The 19,027-nt window shown below is 51.6% G+C and carries 14 protein-coding genes; all 14 read left to right on the top strand.

Features of this window, described 5'->3' with window-relative positions; translation table 11 throughout:
- Positions 1-148: 148 nt before the first annotated feature.
- The 14 genes from KTH90_RS05330 (at position 149) to KTH90_RS05265 (ending at position 18,884) form a co-directional block, all read left to right on the top strand.
- Positions 149-9,175 (top strand): type II secretion system protein, encoded by a 9,027-nt coding sequence (locus KTH90_RS05330; protein ID WP_158350814.1) that lies wholly within the window; start codon positions 149-151, stop codon positions 9,173-9,175.
- Entirely contained in the window at positions 9,168-9,773 is a 606-nt protein-coding gene (locus KTH90_RS05325; protein ID WP_158350816.1) for a hypothetical protein, read from the top strand. Before KTH90_RS05330 ends, KTH90_RS05325 begins: the two co-directional genes overlap by 8 nt.
- Positions 9,774-9,775: 2 nt before the next feature.
- Positions 9,776-10,072, top strand: a complete 297-nt coding sequence (locus KTH90_RS05320; protein ID WP_238726393.1) for a prepilin-type N-terminal cleavage/methylation domain-containing protein — start codon at positions 9,776-9,778, stop codon at positions 10,070-10,072.
- Positions 10,073-10,106: 34 nt separating this feature from the next.
- Complete coding sequence (locus tag KTH90_RS05315) at positions 10,107-10,685, top strand: pilus assembly FimT family protein (protein WP_238726392.1); 579 nt, start codon at positions 10,107-10,109, stop codon at positions 10,683-10,685.
- Positions 10,686-10,868: 183 nt separating this feature from the next.
- A complete protein-coding gene (locus KTH90_RS05310) occupies positions 10,869-11,333 on the top strand; it encodes a prepilin-type N-terminal cleavage/methylation domain-containing protein (RefSeq protein ID WP_158350822.1) in 465 nt (154 codons plus the stop codon).
- Positions 11,334-11,396: 63 nt separating this feature from the next.
- Positions 11,397-11,858 carry a type II secretion system protein gene (locus tag KTH90_RS05305; RefSeq protein ID WP_158350824.1) on the top strand — a complete coding sequence of 154 codons (462 nt, stop codon included), beginning with the start codon at positions 11,397-11,399 and terminating at the stop codon, positions 11,856-11,858.
- Positions 11,859-12,100: 242 nt separating this feature from the next.
- The gene (locus tag KTH90_RS05300) at positions 12,101-12,370 is read left to right on the top strand and encodes a prepilin-type N-terminal cleavage/methylation domain-containing protein (protein WP_158350826.1); all 270 of its coding nucleotides are present in this window, start codon (positions 12,101-12,103) and stop codon (positions 12,368-12,370) included.
- Between the two features lie 42 nt (positions 12,371-12,412).
- Entirely contained in the window at positions 12,413-12,574 is a 162-nt protein-coding gene (locus KTH90_RS05295; RefSeq protein ID WP_238726391.1) for a hypothetical protein, read from the top strand.
- A gap of 116 nt (positions 12,575-12,690) precedes the next feature.
- Entirely contained in the window at positions 12,691-13,479 is a 789-nt protein-coding gene (locus KTH90_RS05290) for a prepilin peptidase (RefSeq protein ID WP_238726390.1), read from the top strand.
- A 167-nt stretch (positions 13,480-13,646) separates the two neighbouring features.
- Entirely contained in the window at positions 13,647-14,849 is a 1,203-nt protein-coding gene (locus KTH90_RS05285; protein ID WP_158350829.1) for a type II secretion system F family protein, read from the top strand.
- A gap of 55 nt (positions 14,850-14,904) precedes the next feature.
- Positions 14,905-15,834 (top strand): type IV pilus biogenesis protein PilM, encoded by a 930-nt coding sequence (gene pilM, locus KTH90_RS05280; protein WP_238726389.1) that lies wholly within the window; start codon positions 14,905-14,907, stop codon positions 15,832-15,834.
- A gap of 30 nt (positions 15,835-15,864) precedes the next feature.
- Complete coding sequence (locus KTH90_RS05275) at positions 15,865-16,428, top strand: hypothetical protein (protein ID WP_158350833.1); 564 nt, start codon at positions 15,865-15,867, stop codon at positions 16,426-16,428.
- Between the two features lie 10 nt (positions 16,429-16,438).
- Positions 16,439-17,200 carry a type II secretion system protein M gene (locus tag KTH90_RS05270; RefSeq protein WP_238726388.1) on the top strand — a complete coding sequence of 254 codons (762 nt, stop codon included), beginning with the start codon at positions 16,439-16,441 and terminating at the stop codon, positions 17,198-17,200.
- A gap of 22 nt (positions 17,201-17,222) precedes the next feature.
- Positions 17,223-18,884 (top strand): GspE/PulE family protein, encoded by a 1,662-nt coding sequence (locus KTH90_RS05265; protein WP_158350837.1) that lies wholly within the window; start codon positions 17,223-17,225, stop codon positions 18,882-18,884.
- Positions 18,885-19,027: the final 143 nt, after the last annotated feature.

Raw genomic sequence — 19,027 nt, 5'->3', positions numbered from 1 at the left:
TAGGGGTATCCCTATTGTGTAAAAAACGCAGGGGACCACACCGCGGCGAAAAGGGAGATACTGCTGATGCGGATTGCCGCAGGCAGAGAGTTTCCCTTGCGAACTCTCTGACAAAATTCGCAGGAATAGGAAAGCAAGCAGGGATGTTATGAAGAAGCTTATGACGAAAAACAATCGCGGATTTACCCTGGTGGAAACCATCGTAACCCTGATAATTCTGGTAATATTATTATCCGTCGCGGGCCTGGGGCTCACGGCTTATATTCGTCACGCGAATTATATTAGAAATAATAATTACGCGGAGACGATTTTTTATGCCGCGCAGACATCCTTAACCCATTATAAAGCAAACGGCCAGCTAAAGGATCTTCAGATTCTGATGGAGGATGAGAGTAAAAATGGAATCAATAAGGGTATGGTGGACATCAGCCGCATAAAGAATCCGGAGATAACGGGAGATCAATATGAAAACCGTCTCTATTATCTCATGATATCGAAGGATGAGAGCAGAAATGATGAGGCGTCTCAGGCGCTATTGGATCTTCTGTCCGATTATATTTACGACAGCTCCATCCTGGATGCTTCCATCTGTCTGGAGTTTGATCCCTATGACGGCACCGTGTATTCAGCGCTTTACTGCGACAGGCAGCAGGCCTTTACATATGGGGAATCCTCTGGCAGCGAGACCGGCATTTCCGACCGTTCCGAAGAAATCAGGAAAGACAAGTCCATCGGATTCTACAATGTGGATATGTCAAGCGCCGCTCCCGGCAGCAAGGGAAAGACCGCGATCAATCGTGTACAGCTGATCAATGATGAGCGTTTAACCCTGAATTGGGCCATGAGCAAAGAATTCGAGCATCTGAGTTCCTTTTTAAGCTACTCCATCGATATCTATGACAGCGATGAAAAGAGGCCGCTGCTGTCTCTGGCCGTGAACTCCGATGTATCCGGACAGCCGGAAAAGGATAACTGGATCAAAGCCTATGAACCGGATGGGGACAGCCTGCCGGGGGCCGCAGATACCCGGAACCGCATCTCCTGCGATGTCACCTGTCACTTCTATGACGCGGATGGAAATGATGTTCAAAAAGTGATTTCGAACGTACCGTTTTATGCGTATGGGGAAGAGGACAATTCCCTGACCATTGTGCTGGACGCGCTGGACCTGGCAGCTCTAAAAGCGCCGGCGGCCACAGAGGTGGATCAGGACTCCAATACGGAAAAAGAGACTTTCAGCATTACCAGACTGGGCCTGCAGGCTGAAAATATTTACGCCAGGATACAGGCTTCCGGAAAACCATATAAAACCAGTGCGTGGAAACAGAGTGGACCTGAAAACGCGCTGTTTGCAGATAAAAAGACCGATAAGAAGGAAAGCGGCGAAGTAACTTATACCGTTAAGAATTTTAGGCATCTGAATAACATACGGTATACAGAAGATGCGAAAAAGACAGCTGCCGAGAAGATCACCTATATCCAGGGCCAAGATCTGATCTGGGCTGGAGAGAAGGGGATACTGGAGCGCGGATACGTATATGAGAACGGGCAGAAGCCGGTGGGGATCGCCATAAGCCCGGAATTCCCGGAGGGGGCCGCGGCGGCCTTTGTCCCGATCCCGGAATTAAAGAGGAACTCTTCGGTTAAAGTGGAGACGGGCCTGCTGCAGAAAAAACATAAGATTAACGGACTCGTCTTGTATGAAGCTCCTTCGGAGACGGCCGAACCGGCCGGGTATCTGGGGCTGTTCCAGATCAATTCCGGCACGGTGGAGAATCTGACCTTCCGGAATGCCAACGCGGCGGGAGAAGATTATGTAGGGATCGTCTGCGGACGGAACTCTGGAAATCTGGCCGGAATCAACGTGGCAGGCAAAGTGACCGGAGGTAATTATGTGGGCGGTATCGCCGGTTATATGGAACCGCAGGCTGCTGCAGGAACCGGCGCCGGAGCCAGGGCGGAGAAGTGTGAGAACTATGCGGCCGTGAAAGGCCGGGAAGCGGACAGCTTTTATATCGGCGGAATCACCGGTTATAACAAGGGCGGCACCATAAAAGAATGTATCAGCGCGCCTGCCGACAATCCCTATGATGAGGAAGGAAACCTGGATTCCAGCAAACTGACCGGAATGTTTGTGGGGGGAATCGCCGGATATAACGACCACGGTTACATCGAGAACTGCGGTACGGTGAATCGGGATGAAAATGAAAAAAACGCTGCTGCCTATGTGATAGGAAACCGGTTTGTCGGGGGAATCGCCGGATACAATGCGGGGAAAGCCGAGGCGGACGGCGATGAATACATGGTAGCGGGAAGCAGAAAAAACCAGGCCAACGTGGTGGGCACGGAATATGTGGGCGGGATCATCGGCGTAAACGGAGAACTGGATATTCCGGAGGACTTCAAACCCGATCAGTCCGCAGCGGACTTTGAAGAGCAGGTGAAGGCGATTCGCCCTCTCAAGCGCTTTTCGCAGGATGTGATCGTCAGGGGCTGGGTCAACGAGGGAATTATAACGGCCTGCGGATATGTGGAAGATGACACCATAACCGACCCTATGGCTTCTGATGTGGAGCGGCCGGGATACGCCGGAGGAATCGCCGGCTTCAACGCGGGGGTCCTTAAAAGCTGCTACAGCAAAGTAAACTCGGCCAACAACGGAAAGGATCTGGTGGACGATGCTTACGTACTGGGAGGAACCGGGGACTATGCCGGAGGGCTCGCGGGATATAACTGCGGCTACATCGACAGCGGTGAAAGCGATCTGAATGTGCGCAGTATCGTGGGCGGCAGGAATTATGTAGGCGGAATCGTTGGAGAAAATGAACAGGCGGAGGATACCGCGTCCGGCAGCGACAGCGCTTACAGCGGACGGATTACCGGATACGCGCTGGGCGGCGGGTACATACGCGGGGAGAATTTTACAGGCGGCTATATCGGCCTGAACACGACTCCGGAACTATTCACGGATAAAGATGGGAAGCTGATCCGGATACAATCAAACCCGAATCTGGTGGAGGGCAGCTATTATGTGGGCGGTGCCTTCGGCGGACTTATCATGGCGGCAGATTCTAACCGGGAGATCGTTATAGACTGTTCCGTGAATAATTTTCTGGGGGATGTGGTATCCCAGGATACGGAGCAGCCTGAGAAAGGAGCCTGCGTCGGCGGTTACGCAGGATACACCTGCCTGACACGGAACGACCAGACGGCGTCCGCCCGGATCGGGGAAATGATCCGGCGGTTGAGCACCGTCGGGTCGGTGGAGGATATTCTGGAGGAGGACTCTGCGGGAAACCATACAGATGCCAGACTGATCTTCGAGGGAAGAGCCGATGAGTATAACAACCGGCTGAAAGGTGTCACGGCGCCCCTCTATGTGGGCGGGGTCGTCGGCTATAATGTGCCTTATACCAGGATGGAGATCAGGAATATACAGAACAGCGCTATCGTTCAGGCCCAGAGGGCGGTGAGGGATACCTCATTGGACAGCAGAGAAGACGTCACGTTTTCCTATGCCGGCGGGATCGCGGGAATCGTTACGCAGAAGATGGTCATCGATAACTGCCGCAATGTGGAGAACGGTAAGGTACTTGGAAAAGGATACTACACCGGCGGTCTGGCGGAAGTAAACCGGGGAACGATTGAGAATTGCGGAAATATCGGAACACTGAGCGGTTCGGATCATATTGGTTCTGTGGCTGGCCTTAATAAGGGCACGGTACAGAAATGTACGCTGACCGGACAGGTTACCGGAGGCAGTGATGTGGGAGGCCTGGTGGCTTATAATGATAAAGACGGGCTGATCCGGGACAGCGGAGTGAACTACGGGGGCAAAGACAGCGCGGTACGCGGAACCGGAAAAAATGTGGGCGGTATCGCCGCGCAGAACCGGGGGACGATCACTTCCTGTTTCATCCGCAGCTTTATCGGCGTATCAGGAACCGGAGAAAATATAGGTGGGATCACAGGACTGAATCTGCCGGAAGGACGCATATATGAGACGGCGGCTTATTCGGATGATAAGCCTGCCGTGGCCGGAGCGGATAACGTAGGCGGCCTGGCGGGTTATAACCAGGGGTACATACAGGGAGTCCGGGATTCGGATGATCAGATACTGATCAACTATGAGGTACAGGCCACGTCCGGCAGAGCCGGAGGAATCGCCGGGTATCAGGACCAGACCGGACAGATATCGGGATGGATCATTTCCGGAACCGTTCAATCGGACAGCGGACTGTCCGGAGGAATCACAGCGGAAAATGACGGGAGGATTCTCAACTGTACGAATGCCGGTATCGTCCGTGCCAGCGGCGACGTAGGCGGTATCGCGGCCCATAATAATGAAAATGCATGGATCGAATCCAGCCGCTGCAAGAGTTTCGTGGAAACCGTTCAGGTACAGGGCGCTGGCTATGTGGGCGGAATCGTTGGCTGGAACAAAGGTATGGTGAAGGGCTGCTGGCTGGACACCGCCACAAATGTATCGAACAGCATCACTGCGAAAGCGGAGAACTATATTGGCGGAATCGCCGGATACAATCAGGCGGTAATCGAGGACGCGGGCCGGATCGGAAATGCAAGACAAGTTACAGACACGGTAATCGTGTCCAATGTGACCGGCTCATCCATAGGCGGGGTATCCGGCTATAACAGCCCAGGCGCCCAGATCCGCAGCTTTGACGGCCAAATCAGGGTCATGGACCCTTCGGTGGAGCTGGGGACCCAGTCACTGAAGGGGAATATCGGTGGAATTGCCGGTACCAATCTGGGAGCCATCACCGGTTATTCCTTCGCGGGGACAGTGAGTATATACACGGGAGGAACTGCCTATGGGATCGGCGGTATCGCAGGGATCAACGGCAGCGATGTACAGGAGGCGGTCATCGAAAGCTGCTATCTGGACGGAACGGTAATCGGAAAAACCAGCAGTACATTTGACAGCAAATTATCCGGGGGCTTCCTGGAAAGAGGACAGGATGCGGTGTTCGCGGGTGGGATCACAGGCCAAAACAAAGAAATGGGAGTGATCCGGGGTTCCGGTTTAAAAAGTGCCGCCGATTCCACGGTGAGGCTGATGACAGCTAACAGTTACGCCGGGGGCATCACAGGGGATAATTATGGAACCATCACTGACAGCGGGGCTTCTGGTTATGAGAATAAAAGCTACCCGGTATGGCTGGGTGACAGTTCTGCGTCCAACAAAAATGGCCGTGGTATCCTGGGCGGAATCACCGGGATCAACGCGCCCACGGGCCGGCTGACCGGATGTTCCACCGGAAGCGACTGGAGGATCGTCAATAATTACAGCAAAACCGAAGGGGATTATACCGGAGGAATCGCCGGCGTGAATCAGTCCGGGTATGAGATCCTGGAGTGTGAGAACAGGGCCTTTGTCTACGGCGGCTGGGGAGCCGGCGGTATCGTCGGCGGCCAGATCAACCGGTTAAACAGCGGTACCATGATATCCAAATGCACCAACCGGGGAAGCGTGAATACGACTTACAGTGACAGCGGCGGAATCGTCGGCCACTGGCGGGAGCTGGGCGGTACGGTAGCCGAGTGTGTCAACTATGGTGAGATCAGCACTAATGGAAATGACAGCGATGCCGGCAAATCCATGTTATCGATCGGCGGAATCGTTGGTTCCGGGTGGATCAATCAGAATAATATGGAGATCAATGTGATCCGCTGCGGGAATGAAGGCTATGTCCACGGTGGAAACACGGGAAATATGTCCGTGGCCGGGATTTGCGGGGGATTTAATACGAACCAGAACAAGCTGAACCTGTTTATCGCGGACTCTTACAATGCCGGCATGATCGGTAACGGCAGAGGCGAACGGGCTTCCGGGATTACAGCGGGGGCCGGCAACAAGAAAAATTTAAATATAAAGCTGTACCGGTGCGTGAATTACGGTATGGGTACCACCGGTAAAAATTATTATGGAATCGGAGATATTTCCGGCAGTACCTTTGACATGAATTATTGTCTGAATACGGTAAATACAGAGATGGCGTCAGCGGTTAACGGAAAAAACAACTATTACATCGGATATGAAACCGGACAGAATAATTCCGGACCGCCTTACCAGTTGTCTTACTATAACAATACCAACAGAAGGAATGTCTGGAATAATAAAAACTGTTCTGTAAATGAACCCCATGCCCAGCTCACACTGAAAGCGAACGATTACGAGTGGGCGAAGCTTCAGTTCCAAAATCTGTATCTGCCTGCCGATTATGGGTATGACGCAGGACGGCTGAAACAGGATTTCTCCCAGAGCAGTACCATAAGCAGGGAGGATACCGGCGATTTTGATATATATCGCCTGGAGTATTCCTATCCGACAGGGAACCTGAAACAGCTGAATATGCCGTGGACAGCAAAAGTGACGCCGGGAACGGATGATTTCTATACGGTGTCCTGGGAGCCGGATACTGCGACCCAATTATATACGGACCGCTATGAAATCGTCATTACCGGTAAAAAGGACGGGGACGGCACGCCTGTATTTACCAAGACCATATATGCAAGCGGAATGCAGGACCATATGGAATTCCGTCTGGACGAAGAATGTGATTCTTTTGATATTTCCATCCGAGCAGTCTGCGATGATGACAGATATGCGGCGTCGGACACCATAATCCTGAAGGATCAGAAGGCCAGAAAGACACTGCCGGCACCGGAGCTGGTATTATACCTGGGCTATCAGTCCGCCGGACGGATAGAAGGAAATCTGATGATCCGGAATCCGGAAGATTATGCGGATATTCCGGACTGGAAGATCGAGGTATACAGCGGCAACAGCACCACACCGCTGGTGGACGGTAAGACCGGGCAGAGATCCATCAATCAGAACAATGACCACCTGTATACCCAGGGCGGTACGTCAGAGTATACATTCCGGGCGGTTGCCAGTGCGGATGGCTATAACAGTTCCCAGTTCTCTTCCATGCAGTATATCATGTCGCCGAACAGTGTTCTGAGAGCGGCCGTGACGGATCAGGGAACATTCCTCGGTACATCCGCAGAGGACTTTAATTACCAGATGCAGATGCGCATGCAGGATACCGGATCTTATCGAAGCATCGTGTACCGGGTGGATATGATCATCCGGGATAAAACGGCCGGCAGGGACAGCGGACGCGTCATCGCCAGCAGTATAGCGTCGCTGCAGAGAAACGGGGCGCTGGCTGATATAGGGCTGGATCTGACCTCCGAAGAGCAGATCAGTGCGCTGATGAACCGGGAACCCGGGGAAGAAGTAATCATCCGGTATTATCCATGGGAGAGCGGTATTGCCAAATATTATTATCCGAAAAACGGCCAGATGCAAAGTACCGTGTTGGAGCATATAAATGATTACAGTTCCTATGGAGAGTACACGGCCAAGGGCCTTCCTGCCCGCCAGGAACCGATGCCGCAGATCGAAGCGGATTACACGGTAGATGATTCCGCAGGCCGGGCGCTCTACAGTTTCCGGTGGGATCAGGGAAATCTGAATCCCAACGGATATGAGGTGATGCTCACAGGCTACAGCGGTGTGGCCGGAGCAGAGATACAGACGATCCTCTACCCCAGGCAAAAACTGAATACCAATCTGCTGCAGATCGACGGTACCAACTGGAATTACAGCAGAGTGGTGCTGACCGTGACCCGTAACGGGCAGGAGGGAGTGTCCGTGTCCAGCACAGGAAGCGCGGTGTATCCGCTGACCCTGCGGCTGCCGTCGGTAACGAGGCCAACGGCTTCCCTGACGGACGTGGATGAATTAAAATACCGGATTTCCTGGAGCGGGCTTACCGATACCTCCGCTCTGGCGGGATATAATCTGATTTTTACAAAACAGGGGGATTCCTCCATCACGGCAACCATATCGACAGGAGCCTCAGCGACACAGAAGGATGTTCAGATCGAGAGCGGAGAGCTGGCCGTGTTCAAAGCCGGCGATACACTGCTGGTCAGTGTGGCGGCGGTGGCGAAGCCCAACTCCGGGTATCAGAATTCTTACTCAAGCGATGCGGTTACGGTAATCGTCCCGACCCGGATGGAGCCTCCGGCGGTCAGCGGCTTTGCCCTGTACCACCAGAATAGTTCCGGAGCGGATCAGGAGGTGGGGGACTTCACGAATATCCCGCTGAATGAATTCGAGAATCCGGGCTTCAAATTCCGCGTGACCGGTACAGCCGGAGACGGATATTATAAATGTGAGTATGCGGTCTTAGATGGGAAGACACCGGATTATGAACCAGGCGGCACGGATACGGAAGCCGCGGTGATGAGAGGTACGCTGTCCGCATCGGAGCTTACCTTTGGAAACCTGTCAGCGGGAGCGGACCGGGCCGCTCTGGGCCCGGAGCATGCGGGGAGATATCTCTGGATGCGGGTGCGCAGCGCATCTGACGGACAGGTGAGTTCCAAGTGGACCGGTTGGCAGATCTATCAGCTGCCGAAGGGGCTTCTGGATGTGCCGGCATGGACGTCGACGGTGCAGACGATAGAACACAGTGAAACCAGAGTTCTGGATTCGGATGGGACCGGCAGTACGGAAAAGATCCGGGTCAATCATCCGGTGCTGGCATTCCAGCCGGTGCGGTTTGCGAAACAGTATGATCTGGAACTTACGCAGCAAAAAGCAGCAGGAGACGTCAGCAGCGGCAGCGTGCCGCAGGAAGAGACCTACCGTTTCCGGATCGGAGTGGACAGCGATGGTAAGACCGCAGTGAATGTGTTAAATGAGGACGGATCCGTGGGCGCCGGTTTAAACGGAGCGCCCAAGCCCGACGCACCCCAGACCCAGGTATTCAGCCTGTATGAAAATACTCTGACAGGAACGGATACCGCAGTACAGGGAACTTACCGATATACATTAAAACTGCAGGCGCTGCTCTATATTACCACGGACAGCACCGGGAACATTAGCTATCAGATGCAGCTGCCGGACGGCAGGGAGGTGGATGCCTCAGGAAATGAAAAAGACGGTATTCACGAGAATACGCAGGCTTACGCGCCGACTTTGAAGGCTGTACTTCAGGCTGTTCCTGACGATGCCGGCCGGTATGATGTATTAGAAAGAAGTACCTGGATCAAAACCGGCGACGGCTATGATATCATAAACGAGCCGGTCCCTTCGAGCAGATCTGCGGAAGCCGGAGGTGATGAAAATGGTTAATCAGCGGAAGAACAGAAAGGGGAGGGAGGAGAGTCAAAAAGGGTATACCATGATCGTGGTGATGTGTCTGATGTGCCTGTTCGTGGCCCTGTCCCTTTCGATCCTGCTGTCTGCCACCCTGATAGTCAGCAGGGCGAATCAGTCCTTCGCCCAGGAACAGAGCCGGATCTCGGCGATAACTTTCAGTGAATGGCTGAAGGAACAGCTGGGTACAGATCCGGCGGTCAGTCAGTTCTGCGCGAAGATCAATCAGCAGATGGAGGATCCGGCCTGGCTGGATTATGACCCGGGGACAGTGGGACACGGGGCGTCGGAGACGATCAAGAAAACGGATGTGGTATTGCAGCCGAACGATCCCGCTTTCCCGGTAAATGAGAAGTTTGGAAATATATCAACCCAGATTTATTGGGAGACCACTGACCGCAGCGATCCGGATAAACTGCACTGTGAACTGGTCATTATCGTAAAGTGCGAGGTGGATGACCAGCAATACAGCATCACCGGCAGATATGAGAAGACATACCGGGCTGCGGAACAGGGCCAGACTGTGACGAAGGATGACTGGCTTGGTACATGGAGCCCGTCGGGGAGGGAATGAATATGAGGAAAAATCAGGAGGGATCTACTTTAGTGGAGGTCCTGGTGTCCTTCTCCATACTGATGCTCTGCATGGCTATGATGTGGCAGTCGGTGGTGTTCTCAGGGAAACTCTCTCAGAAGGCCGAGGAGATCTGGAAAAAGACGGAGGCAGCTTCCAACGCCTATTATACAGGGCAGGACGGGATGCATCAGACGGTCCGTGTCAATATGTTCGGTGAGGACATGGGTGAAGCTGATCTGGGGGTGACCAAAACAGATCAGCCCGCGGACAGACAGATCTATTATATAAATGATTAGCGGACATTGCGAAGCGTGCGAAGGAGGTGGCGGAATGAAGAAAAAGCAGAATAACAGGGGCGTTACCATGGTGGAAGTCATCGTGGCCTTCGCGCTGTCGGCCATCTTCATGGCTGCCGCTACCGCGCTGATCTCGCCTTACACGAAGATCTATCTGAGACTGAACGCCATGAACCGGGTGGAAGATGAAGTCAGAATCGTATCGGAGACAATCGTGAATGAACTGACCTACGCTGCCGGTTATGATACCGGCGGGCTGTATATTCTGGAGGACCCGGATCTGGCAGGATTTTCACAGATTAAGTACAGCGATAAGAGCGGCAATCCGGCCACACTCCGGGCGGATAAAGAGAAAGGGCTGATCATCGACTACGAGGGGATCAAGTATCCCAACTCAGAGGATTACCTGTATGAACCGACTACCTGGTATTATGGGGAAGGTTTCTATAAGAAGAATGAAGTGAAGGAACTGAAATTTGAAAAGTGGGCAGACAATGACAATAAAATAAAGTATACTTTAACTGTTACAAGCCCTTATTATTCCCGGACTGTGACCGGGTATCTGGAATGCCTGGATCTGACGGCGGATAAGATTACGGTTGGTACGAAGTAGGCCGGAGGATAGCCGGAAGGTGTGGCAGGACAGGTTCGAGGATGTTCAGTGGTTGCGTTTTGTGAAGGGTAAAGATGAGAATGGGAGTTACGGTGTGTATGGAATCTTCATCGGAGTAGGTAACAAAAAGTAATCACTTTTATAATAAATTACTAAAAAAATTATTTTAAGGAGGATTTTCAAATGAAAATGATTCAAAAAATGCGCAATGCAAGGGAGAACAAAAAAGGATTCACGTTAACAGAAATGATTGTTGTACTGGTTATTATCGTTATTCTCATCGCTTTACTGGTACCTACTTTGGTTGGGTATATTGATAAAGCAAAAGAGAAAAGTGTGATGGCAGAAGGGAAGATGGTGTTGACTGCGGCTCAGACTGTCGCTTCTGAGAGATACGGCGAGAGTAAGGGATTAACGGATGCTACAGATGCAGCTCCAGGAACAGTTACTTATACAAATGTGGATAACAGTGTTACGGGAGGAGATCAAGGCGCAATTGCTAAATTAGCGGAAATGCCAGCAAAAGGTAAAATAGTTAAATTAGAGATAGTAGAGTATAAAGTAAAGAGCATTGAATATTCTAATGGTGGAAAAACAGCCACCTATACCTCTGCGGGCTGGACAGTTGCAAAGACGGCTACGCCCTAATGAAGTCTGTATATTGCATTATTTATAAGCATATTATTTGATCTAAGTTAAAATGGTGATCCTATGAGAATAAAATCACAACTAATAAAAAAACTAAATAATTCCACAACCAAAGGCTTCACCCTGGTAGAATTGTTAATCATTCTCATGGTAACCCTGGTTCTAATCGCAGTGCTTATCCCAATAACCCTGCACTACACCAACAAGGCCTCCGCCAGGTCCATCCTGGCGGAAGCCAAAAATGTTAAACTCTCCATGTACTCCGTAGGCCTGGACTGCCGTGCCACCAACACCCCATTCCAGGATGGAAACGGAACCTACGGTTTTGCCCCCGGTATTATGAACGAAGTCAAAACCACAGCCGACTGCCAGGGGGATATCTACCTATTGAAATGGGACGCCGACACCTGTCAGCCCGAGCAGTTTTTCTACATAGAAAACGGCTATATGGTAACCTACCAGAAAGTAAACAACGAAAACCAATGGGATGTATCGAAACTCAATCATCTCATCAACGGCAGCTAATGCTAATGATATCTAAAAGTGAAAATAATTTCTACAGATAATTACAAAATAGAGTTTTATCCATAGAATTTGTATATAAGTATAAAATCTAGCAGTCAGGTCCAGTATGTATACCTAATAGAGCAACTATGCTGCGCCCCCGCCATAGTTCATGAATTACTGATATTACGGGGCGCCAGAAATGGTATACCATTATCAGAAGTTAACATACAACTGCCAGATTTGAAGGGAGGCATAATCAAATGCCCAACCACAAGATAAGAACAAAAGGCATGTCTGCCCATTCCCGGAAGGGATTCACCCTGACCGAGATGATCGTAGTTCTGGTCATCATCGTGATCCTGATCGCGCTCCTGGTCCTGACCCTCACCGGCTATATCGACAAAGCGAAGGAAAAAAGTGTCATGGCCGAGGGTCAAATGGTCCTGACTGCGACCAGAACCATCCTGGCAGAGCACTATGGAAACGAAGAGGACGTCTCCGTCTCCAAATTCCGCGTCAATGATCCATAAAAAGATACGGATCTGGCAAAAGAGATCGTAGCCCTGGCGGAAATGAAAACGGACTCCCTGGCGGAGCTGGAGATCGAGAAGAATCAGATCGAGAGCCTAATCTACCAGTCCGGAAATAAAGCTGCATTCTATTATGCCCAGGGCCATGTCCCTGAGGGAGAGAATGAGGGCTGGACCATTAAAAATGGAGAGTTTATCTGGTAGATTATAACTGACAGGAAAATCCGTCCGAATGAAAATACAACAATACATCGATACAATACAACAATACAAATCCCATACCCTGATATTCCTGTGACATTAACTGCGAAAGAGGCCCTATGATACTACTACTACAGACAATCATTGCCATTTTAATATTTCTCTTCGGAGCATCATTGTTTTCCTTCCTGAACGTTGTGATCTACCGGGTACCGCGGAAAATATCCTTTGTGGGTGGCCGCAGTTTCTGCCCGGACTGCAGACATACGCTTGGCGCTCCGGACATGTTCCCGATACTCAGTTACCTGTTCCTGCGTGGAAGATGCCGGTACTGCAAGTCGCACATTTCCCTGCGCTATCCCATTGTGGAAATCCTGGGAGGATTGGCCTCCCTGCTGTGCATGGCGGTATATATTGACTGGGAAGGGAATCTGTGGATGGGATTCCTGCGGTTTTTGACCGCGTTTGCCTTGCTGGCGGTCCTGACCGTGGTAGCATTTGTGGACTGGGACACGATGGAGATTCCCAACGGATTTGTCCTGGCTGCTGCCGTCTGCGGTCTCGTTTCTTTTTTTGTATTTCCGGAAACAGGCTGGCTGGAGCGGCTGATCGGTATATTCGCGGTCAGTGTGCCTTTGCTCCTGATTACGCTGTTGGTTCCCGGAGCCTTCGGCGGCGGGGACATTAAGTTTATGGCCGCCTGCGGCCTCTGCCTGGGCTGGAAGCTCTGCCTGACGGCCTTTGTAGCTGCAGTTTTGACAGGAGGAGCTTACGGAGCTTATCTTCTGCTTTCCAAAAAAAAGGGCCGGAAGGATCATTTCGCATTTGGACCGTTTCTGTGTGTGGGAGTTGTATTTGCCATGTTTTGCGGCCAGATGCTGATTGACTGGTATCTGCAGTTTTTATAGAGTCTTTACTGCTCCAGTCAACATCTGGGGACAGGCCCCTTTCTCCACGCAGTTACTTGAAGATTTGGCTTTACTGCCGAAAGATGCCAGTCCCCTCCCAGAAGGCTGTAAATAATAATTTGAATAGTATGAAAAACCACGAATCCAAATAGAAAATAGGTGAGAACATGCCGAGGTATAAGTATACGGCCAAGGACCTGGACGGCAAAACAATCCGGGGAGAGGCCGAGGCCCCCGGGGAAGACGAGCTGTACGAACAGCTGCGGGAAGGAAATAAATACCTGGTTTCCTGTGATGAGGTAACCAGGGAACACAGCGAGCGAAGAATGAAAGCCGATGTGCTGGCGGATTTCTGCCGGCAGCTGGGCACGCTTCTTAACGCCGGAGTTACGCTTGTCCGGACGTTAAATATCATCGCCCAGGAGGAAGGCCTGAATCCCAAGATAAAGAAGGTCTACAACGAGATCCTGCGCCAGATCCGCCAGGGCATTCCGTTATCAGAAGCCATGGAAGCCCAGGGAAATGTATTTCCCGACCTGCTGGTACATATGATGCGTTCCGCGGAAGAGAGCGGAAGCATCGATCAGACGGCGCTTCGTATGGCCGATCATTATGATAAAGAGCACCGGATGAACGGTAAAGTCAAAAACGCCATGATTTACCCGGCTATCCTGCTGTTCCTGCTGGTGGTGGTGATGATCTTCGTCATGGTATACATCATTCCCCAGTTTAAGCCGATCTTCGATATGCTGGATGAGGTGCCGTTCATCACCAGAATCGTGCTGGCCTGCAGCGATGCGTTCATCAACCGCTGGGCAGTGATTGTGGCTGTTATCGTGATAGCAGCATTCGCCGTTCATCTGCTTCTTCGCCTGCCGAAGGTGCGGTACGGCTGGGATGCGTTAAAGCTAAAGCTGCCGAAGGTCGGTAAACTGCTGCGGGTAATCTATACCGCCCGCTTTGCCAGAACTTTAAGCTCCCTGTATGGCAGCGGGATTCCTATGCTGCTGTCGCTGCAGATCGGACGCAGGACGGTAGGAAATAGATACATCGAGGCCCAGTTTGACGCCGTGATCGACCAGGTGCGCCGGGGCGAGCCTCTTTCGAAGGCACTGCGGGAGGTGGACGGGCTGGAACTTAAGCTGTCCTCCACAATTCTCGTGGGAGAAGAGACGGGAAGCCTGGAAAATATGCTGAACTCCATCGCGGAGTCGCTGGAATTCGACGCAGATCAGGCTTTGAGCAAGATGGTTACCATGATGGAACCGGTCCTGATCATCATCATGGGCCTGGTCATTGGATTTGTCATGATCGCGGTGCTGCTGCCCATCTTCCAGTCCTACAACGCTATCGAAACTTATGGAGCATAGTACAGCATGGCATATCTTGTGGAGCAGCTATGCCGTCTACAGGAGGTAATATAACGTGAATACGTCCATCTATTTATCAAATCAAAACATACAGATCCTGACCGGTTCCGGCAGCCGTTCAAAGGTATCCGTGAAAAATATGGTCCAGGCCAAGGCACCGGAGGGCAGCCTGATCAACGGAGTCATAACCAGTGAAGGAGAACTGGCCGAATGCCTGGGCCGGCTCTGGAGCCAATACCGGCTTCCCAGGACCAATGTGGGGCTGGTTATCGACAGCACCAAGTTCGTCACTAAGATCCTGACCCTGCCAGCCGTGAAGGGGAACAAGCTGCAGGAGCTGGTAAAACGGGAGTTTTCCGATCTGGGCGACAGGGAGAAGCTCCTGTTCGACTATATGATCCTGAAGAAGGATTCCCGGGGCAAGATGCTTAAGATACTGGCCGCGGCCGCAGAGCGGGACTTTATCGGCAGCTACGTGCAGCTGTTTGAAAAGTTAAAAATCAGTATCACCAATGTCAACGTGGCTCTGGCCGCGGAATTAAAGATTCTGGATATCCATCCGGCGCTGCGCGGAAGAACCTGTATCCTGGAGCTGCTGGATGGGGATAATCTGGTTAACACCTTGATCGTAAACGGAGAATATAAGTATTCCAGCCGTTCGAGACTGTTTCAGGAACATGGTACCGAAGGCTTTGCGCTGGATATCGCCAGGAATGTAAGCGGTATTCTGCAGTTCCAGGCTTCCGAACGCAGCGAGTACGCGATTACGGATGTATTCTTAGGTGGATTTTCCAGGGAAAATGAAATGCTGTGTGTGGAAAGTATCCGTTCTCTGAATGCGAATCTTCAGACGGCCCTGTTCCCGGACACCCCAGCTGTGACTATGCCGCCTGCCGCCCACGATTCTTTGGAACCGGGCGGTCAGATCAGCGGACCGGCACTGCGTGACTGTATCTACGCGGCCGGAAATTTAGTGGTGAGGTGAGGTGGAAGGATGAGCGCAGCAGGAAAAGATATGAACTTTTATGTACAATATAAAAAGAAACCAAAAACTGCGGGTAATGGGAAAAAGGTCTGGCTGAAAGCGATTCCGATCGCGGTCACGCTGATCGTGTGTGTCGCGGCCGGCACGGTTCTGGTTGTCAGAAATATGAGCCTTCAGGCTCAGCTGGATGAGGTTAACGATTATATCACAGATCCTGCTGTCGTCGAGGCTTATACCCAGTCTCAGGACCTGGCCGGACAGATATCCGTGATCAGCAGTTATGTGGAGCAGGATGAATACGCGCTGCAGGCCATTGACTCGTATCCGCTTCCGAATAGTTCGGTGACGGACGCGATCAAGGAGTGTGGGGAAGGGCAGGTAACCATTGATATTCAGAGCTATGTGGCTTCCACCGGCAGTTTTAATTTTACAGCGGAAGCGGTTGATGTAACCACGATCAACCATTTCATAGACAAACTGGAGGAATCGGAGCTGTTCGCGAGAGTCGAGTATTCCGGTTATGTCTTTGTCAACGAGACCCAGAATTACCTCATCAATGTGAGCTGCTATCTGAATGAAATGGCCGGAAAGTGAGGGGAAGAATATGACAACGAAGTTAACGAAACGCGATAAAGTACTGCTGTATTTCCTGGCCATATTTCTTATTATAACTGGATTTACCGCACTTCTGATCATCCCCTCCTGGAACAGGTCGGATGAATTAAGCACGAATCTGGAAGAAGCGCAGAGCACTAGGGACAGGATGGATGCTTCCATCGCGATGATCCCCCAGTACACCACCGAACTGGAAGAAAAACAAAAGCAGAGGGACCAGCTGATCGCCGATCTCTATCCAGTAATGGAGAATCAGGCGGTAGATAAGATGATCACGAACCTGATCCTGGATTACGGCCTGGACGCCAAAGATTTTATCATTTCCGTAGATCCCCAGATGCGTCAGATCGTACCCTACAGCCTGTCGACTATGGGGTTAAAAGCCATGACCTCGGCCCAGGGACAGGCGGAGGAGATAATCAGCCAGGGAACTTCGGCCAATGCGGAAAGTGAATTGGACGGGACTTCATCCGGGGACGCTGCTTTAGCAGAGGGAGCTGCCACTGCGGACGGTTCATCTTCTTCGGGTACCGGAACCGCCATGGAGATCTACACTTCGGATGTATCCGTCAAAGCGGTCGGCTCCCGGGAGAAGCTGCAGAGCCTGTTGGATTACATTATAAATGAGGAGCCTTCGATCCGAATCACCGGATATAACTTCGCAAATGAAGCGGGCACTTTCGAAACCGGGGAGAACGCGGGAATGTCCACACTGACCATAACCATGGAATTATACATGTGCTACAAATAGAAAAGGTAAGAGGGAAAATATCGTGAAAAATATTCCGATTGGTGAAGTATTAAAAGAATCTGGTTATATCACGGAAGAACAGCTTCAGCAGGCCCTGGCCTACCAAAAGGAGCACCGGGGACGTCTGGGAGAGGTCCTTTTGGAACTGGGCTTCGTTACGGAGCGTCAGACTCTGGAAGCCCTGGGAAAACGGCTGAACTTAAAGACCGTTCATATATCCGAATACCCGGTGGAAGCTGATGCGGTGGCCCTGGTCCCCCGTCCCCTGGCCATGAAATACCATATGCTGGCGGTAAAGACCGAGGGGCAGACGCTGTATCTGGTTACCAATGATCCGCTCAACTATTATGGGCTGGAAGACATCCGCCAGCTGACCGGTAAAAACGTGGAAGTCCTGCTCTGCGAGCTGGCTCCGCTGAATAAAGCCATCGATTATTATTATTCAGAGGTGGACGCCAGGCAGGCAGCCCAAAATGCGAACCAGAGCAGCGAGCCTCAGATCGAGGAGCTGGAGGTGGCGCAGGAAGATGACGACGCGCCAATCATACAGCTGTTAAACAGCCTGCTCCAGAGAGCATATAATACCAATGCCAGCGATATCCATATAGAACCTTTCGAGGATAAAACCCTGGTCCGGATGAGAATAGACGGTACCATCATCGATTATGTCACCCTCCAGAGGTCCCTGCATCCGTCCCTGATCGCTCGTATTAAAATCCTGGCGGACATGGATATCGCGGAAAAGCGGGTACCCCAGGACGGCCATTTCCGAACAAAGGTGAATGAAGAATATATCAACATCCGGGTGTCCGTCATCCCGACCGTATTTGGGGAAAAAGCGGTGCTGCGTCTGTTGTCCAATAACTCTGCCATCGACTACTCCGACCAGTTCGGTATGGATGAGGCCAATTACAAGAAGTTCCAGCGGCTGCTGCGCTCTCCCAATGGAATCATTTACCTGACCGGCCCTACCGGATCCGGCAAAACGACCACGCTATACATGATCCTGGAGTATCTCTCCAGAAGACAGGTGAATCTGTCCACCATCGAAGATCCGGTGGAAAAGAATCTGGCCAAAGTCAATCAGATGCAGGTGAACAACACGGCCGGCCTTACCTTCGATGTGGGACTGCGGGCCCTGCTGCGCCAGGACCCGGATATCATCATGGTAGGCGAGACCCGTGATTCCGAGACGGCTAATATTTCCATCCGGGCGGCCATCACGGGACATCTGGTGCTCTCCACCCTTCATACGAACAATGCGGTATCCTCCATCGTGCGTCTGCTGGATATGGGACTGGAACCCTATATGATATCCAGTTCTCTGATGGGCGTGGTTGCCCAGCGTCTGATGCGGAAGGTCTGCCCGTACTGTTCCACAGAGGAGGATCCGACTGCCGAAGAAGCGGAATTATTAGGCCCTTTTGTACCCAGGGTCCGTCGGGCGAAGGGGTGCAACATGTGCAATAACACAGGATACCGTGGCCGGACAGCTATTCACGAAATGGTGCTGATCGACGATCAGATCAGAAAAATGATTACCAACCGTACTTCTATGGAGGAAATAACGGAATATGCGGTACGGGAACAGGGAATGAAGACACTGAAAGAAAGCGCTGTGGAGCGTGTAAAACTGGGAATCACCACAGTAGATGAACTTCTTAAGGTTGCTTATTACTCGTAAAGATGTTATTCATAGAAGGATAGAATTCACAGCCAACGGGGAGGGGACTGGCATCTTTCGGCAGAAACGCCAAATTTTAAGGCAACTGCGTGGAGAAAGGGGCCTGTCCCCGGATGTCGGCCTATTATGGAGCAGAACATCAG

The sequence above is a fragment of the Diplocloster modestus genome (genome assembly GCF_019042245.1).
GTDB lineage: Bacteria > Bacillota > Clostridia > Lachnospirales > Lachnospiraceae > Diplocloster > Diplocloster modestus.
The sequence above is the reverse complement of the archived record's forward strand: the minus strand, read 5'-3'. Positions and strand labels throughout refer to the sequence as shown.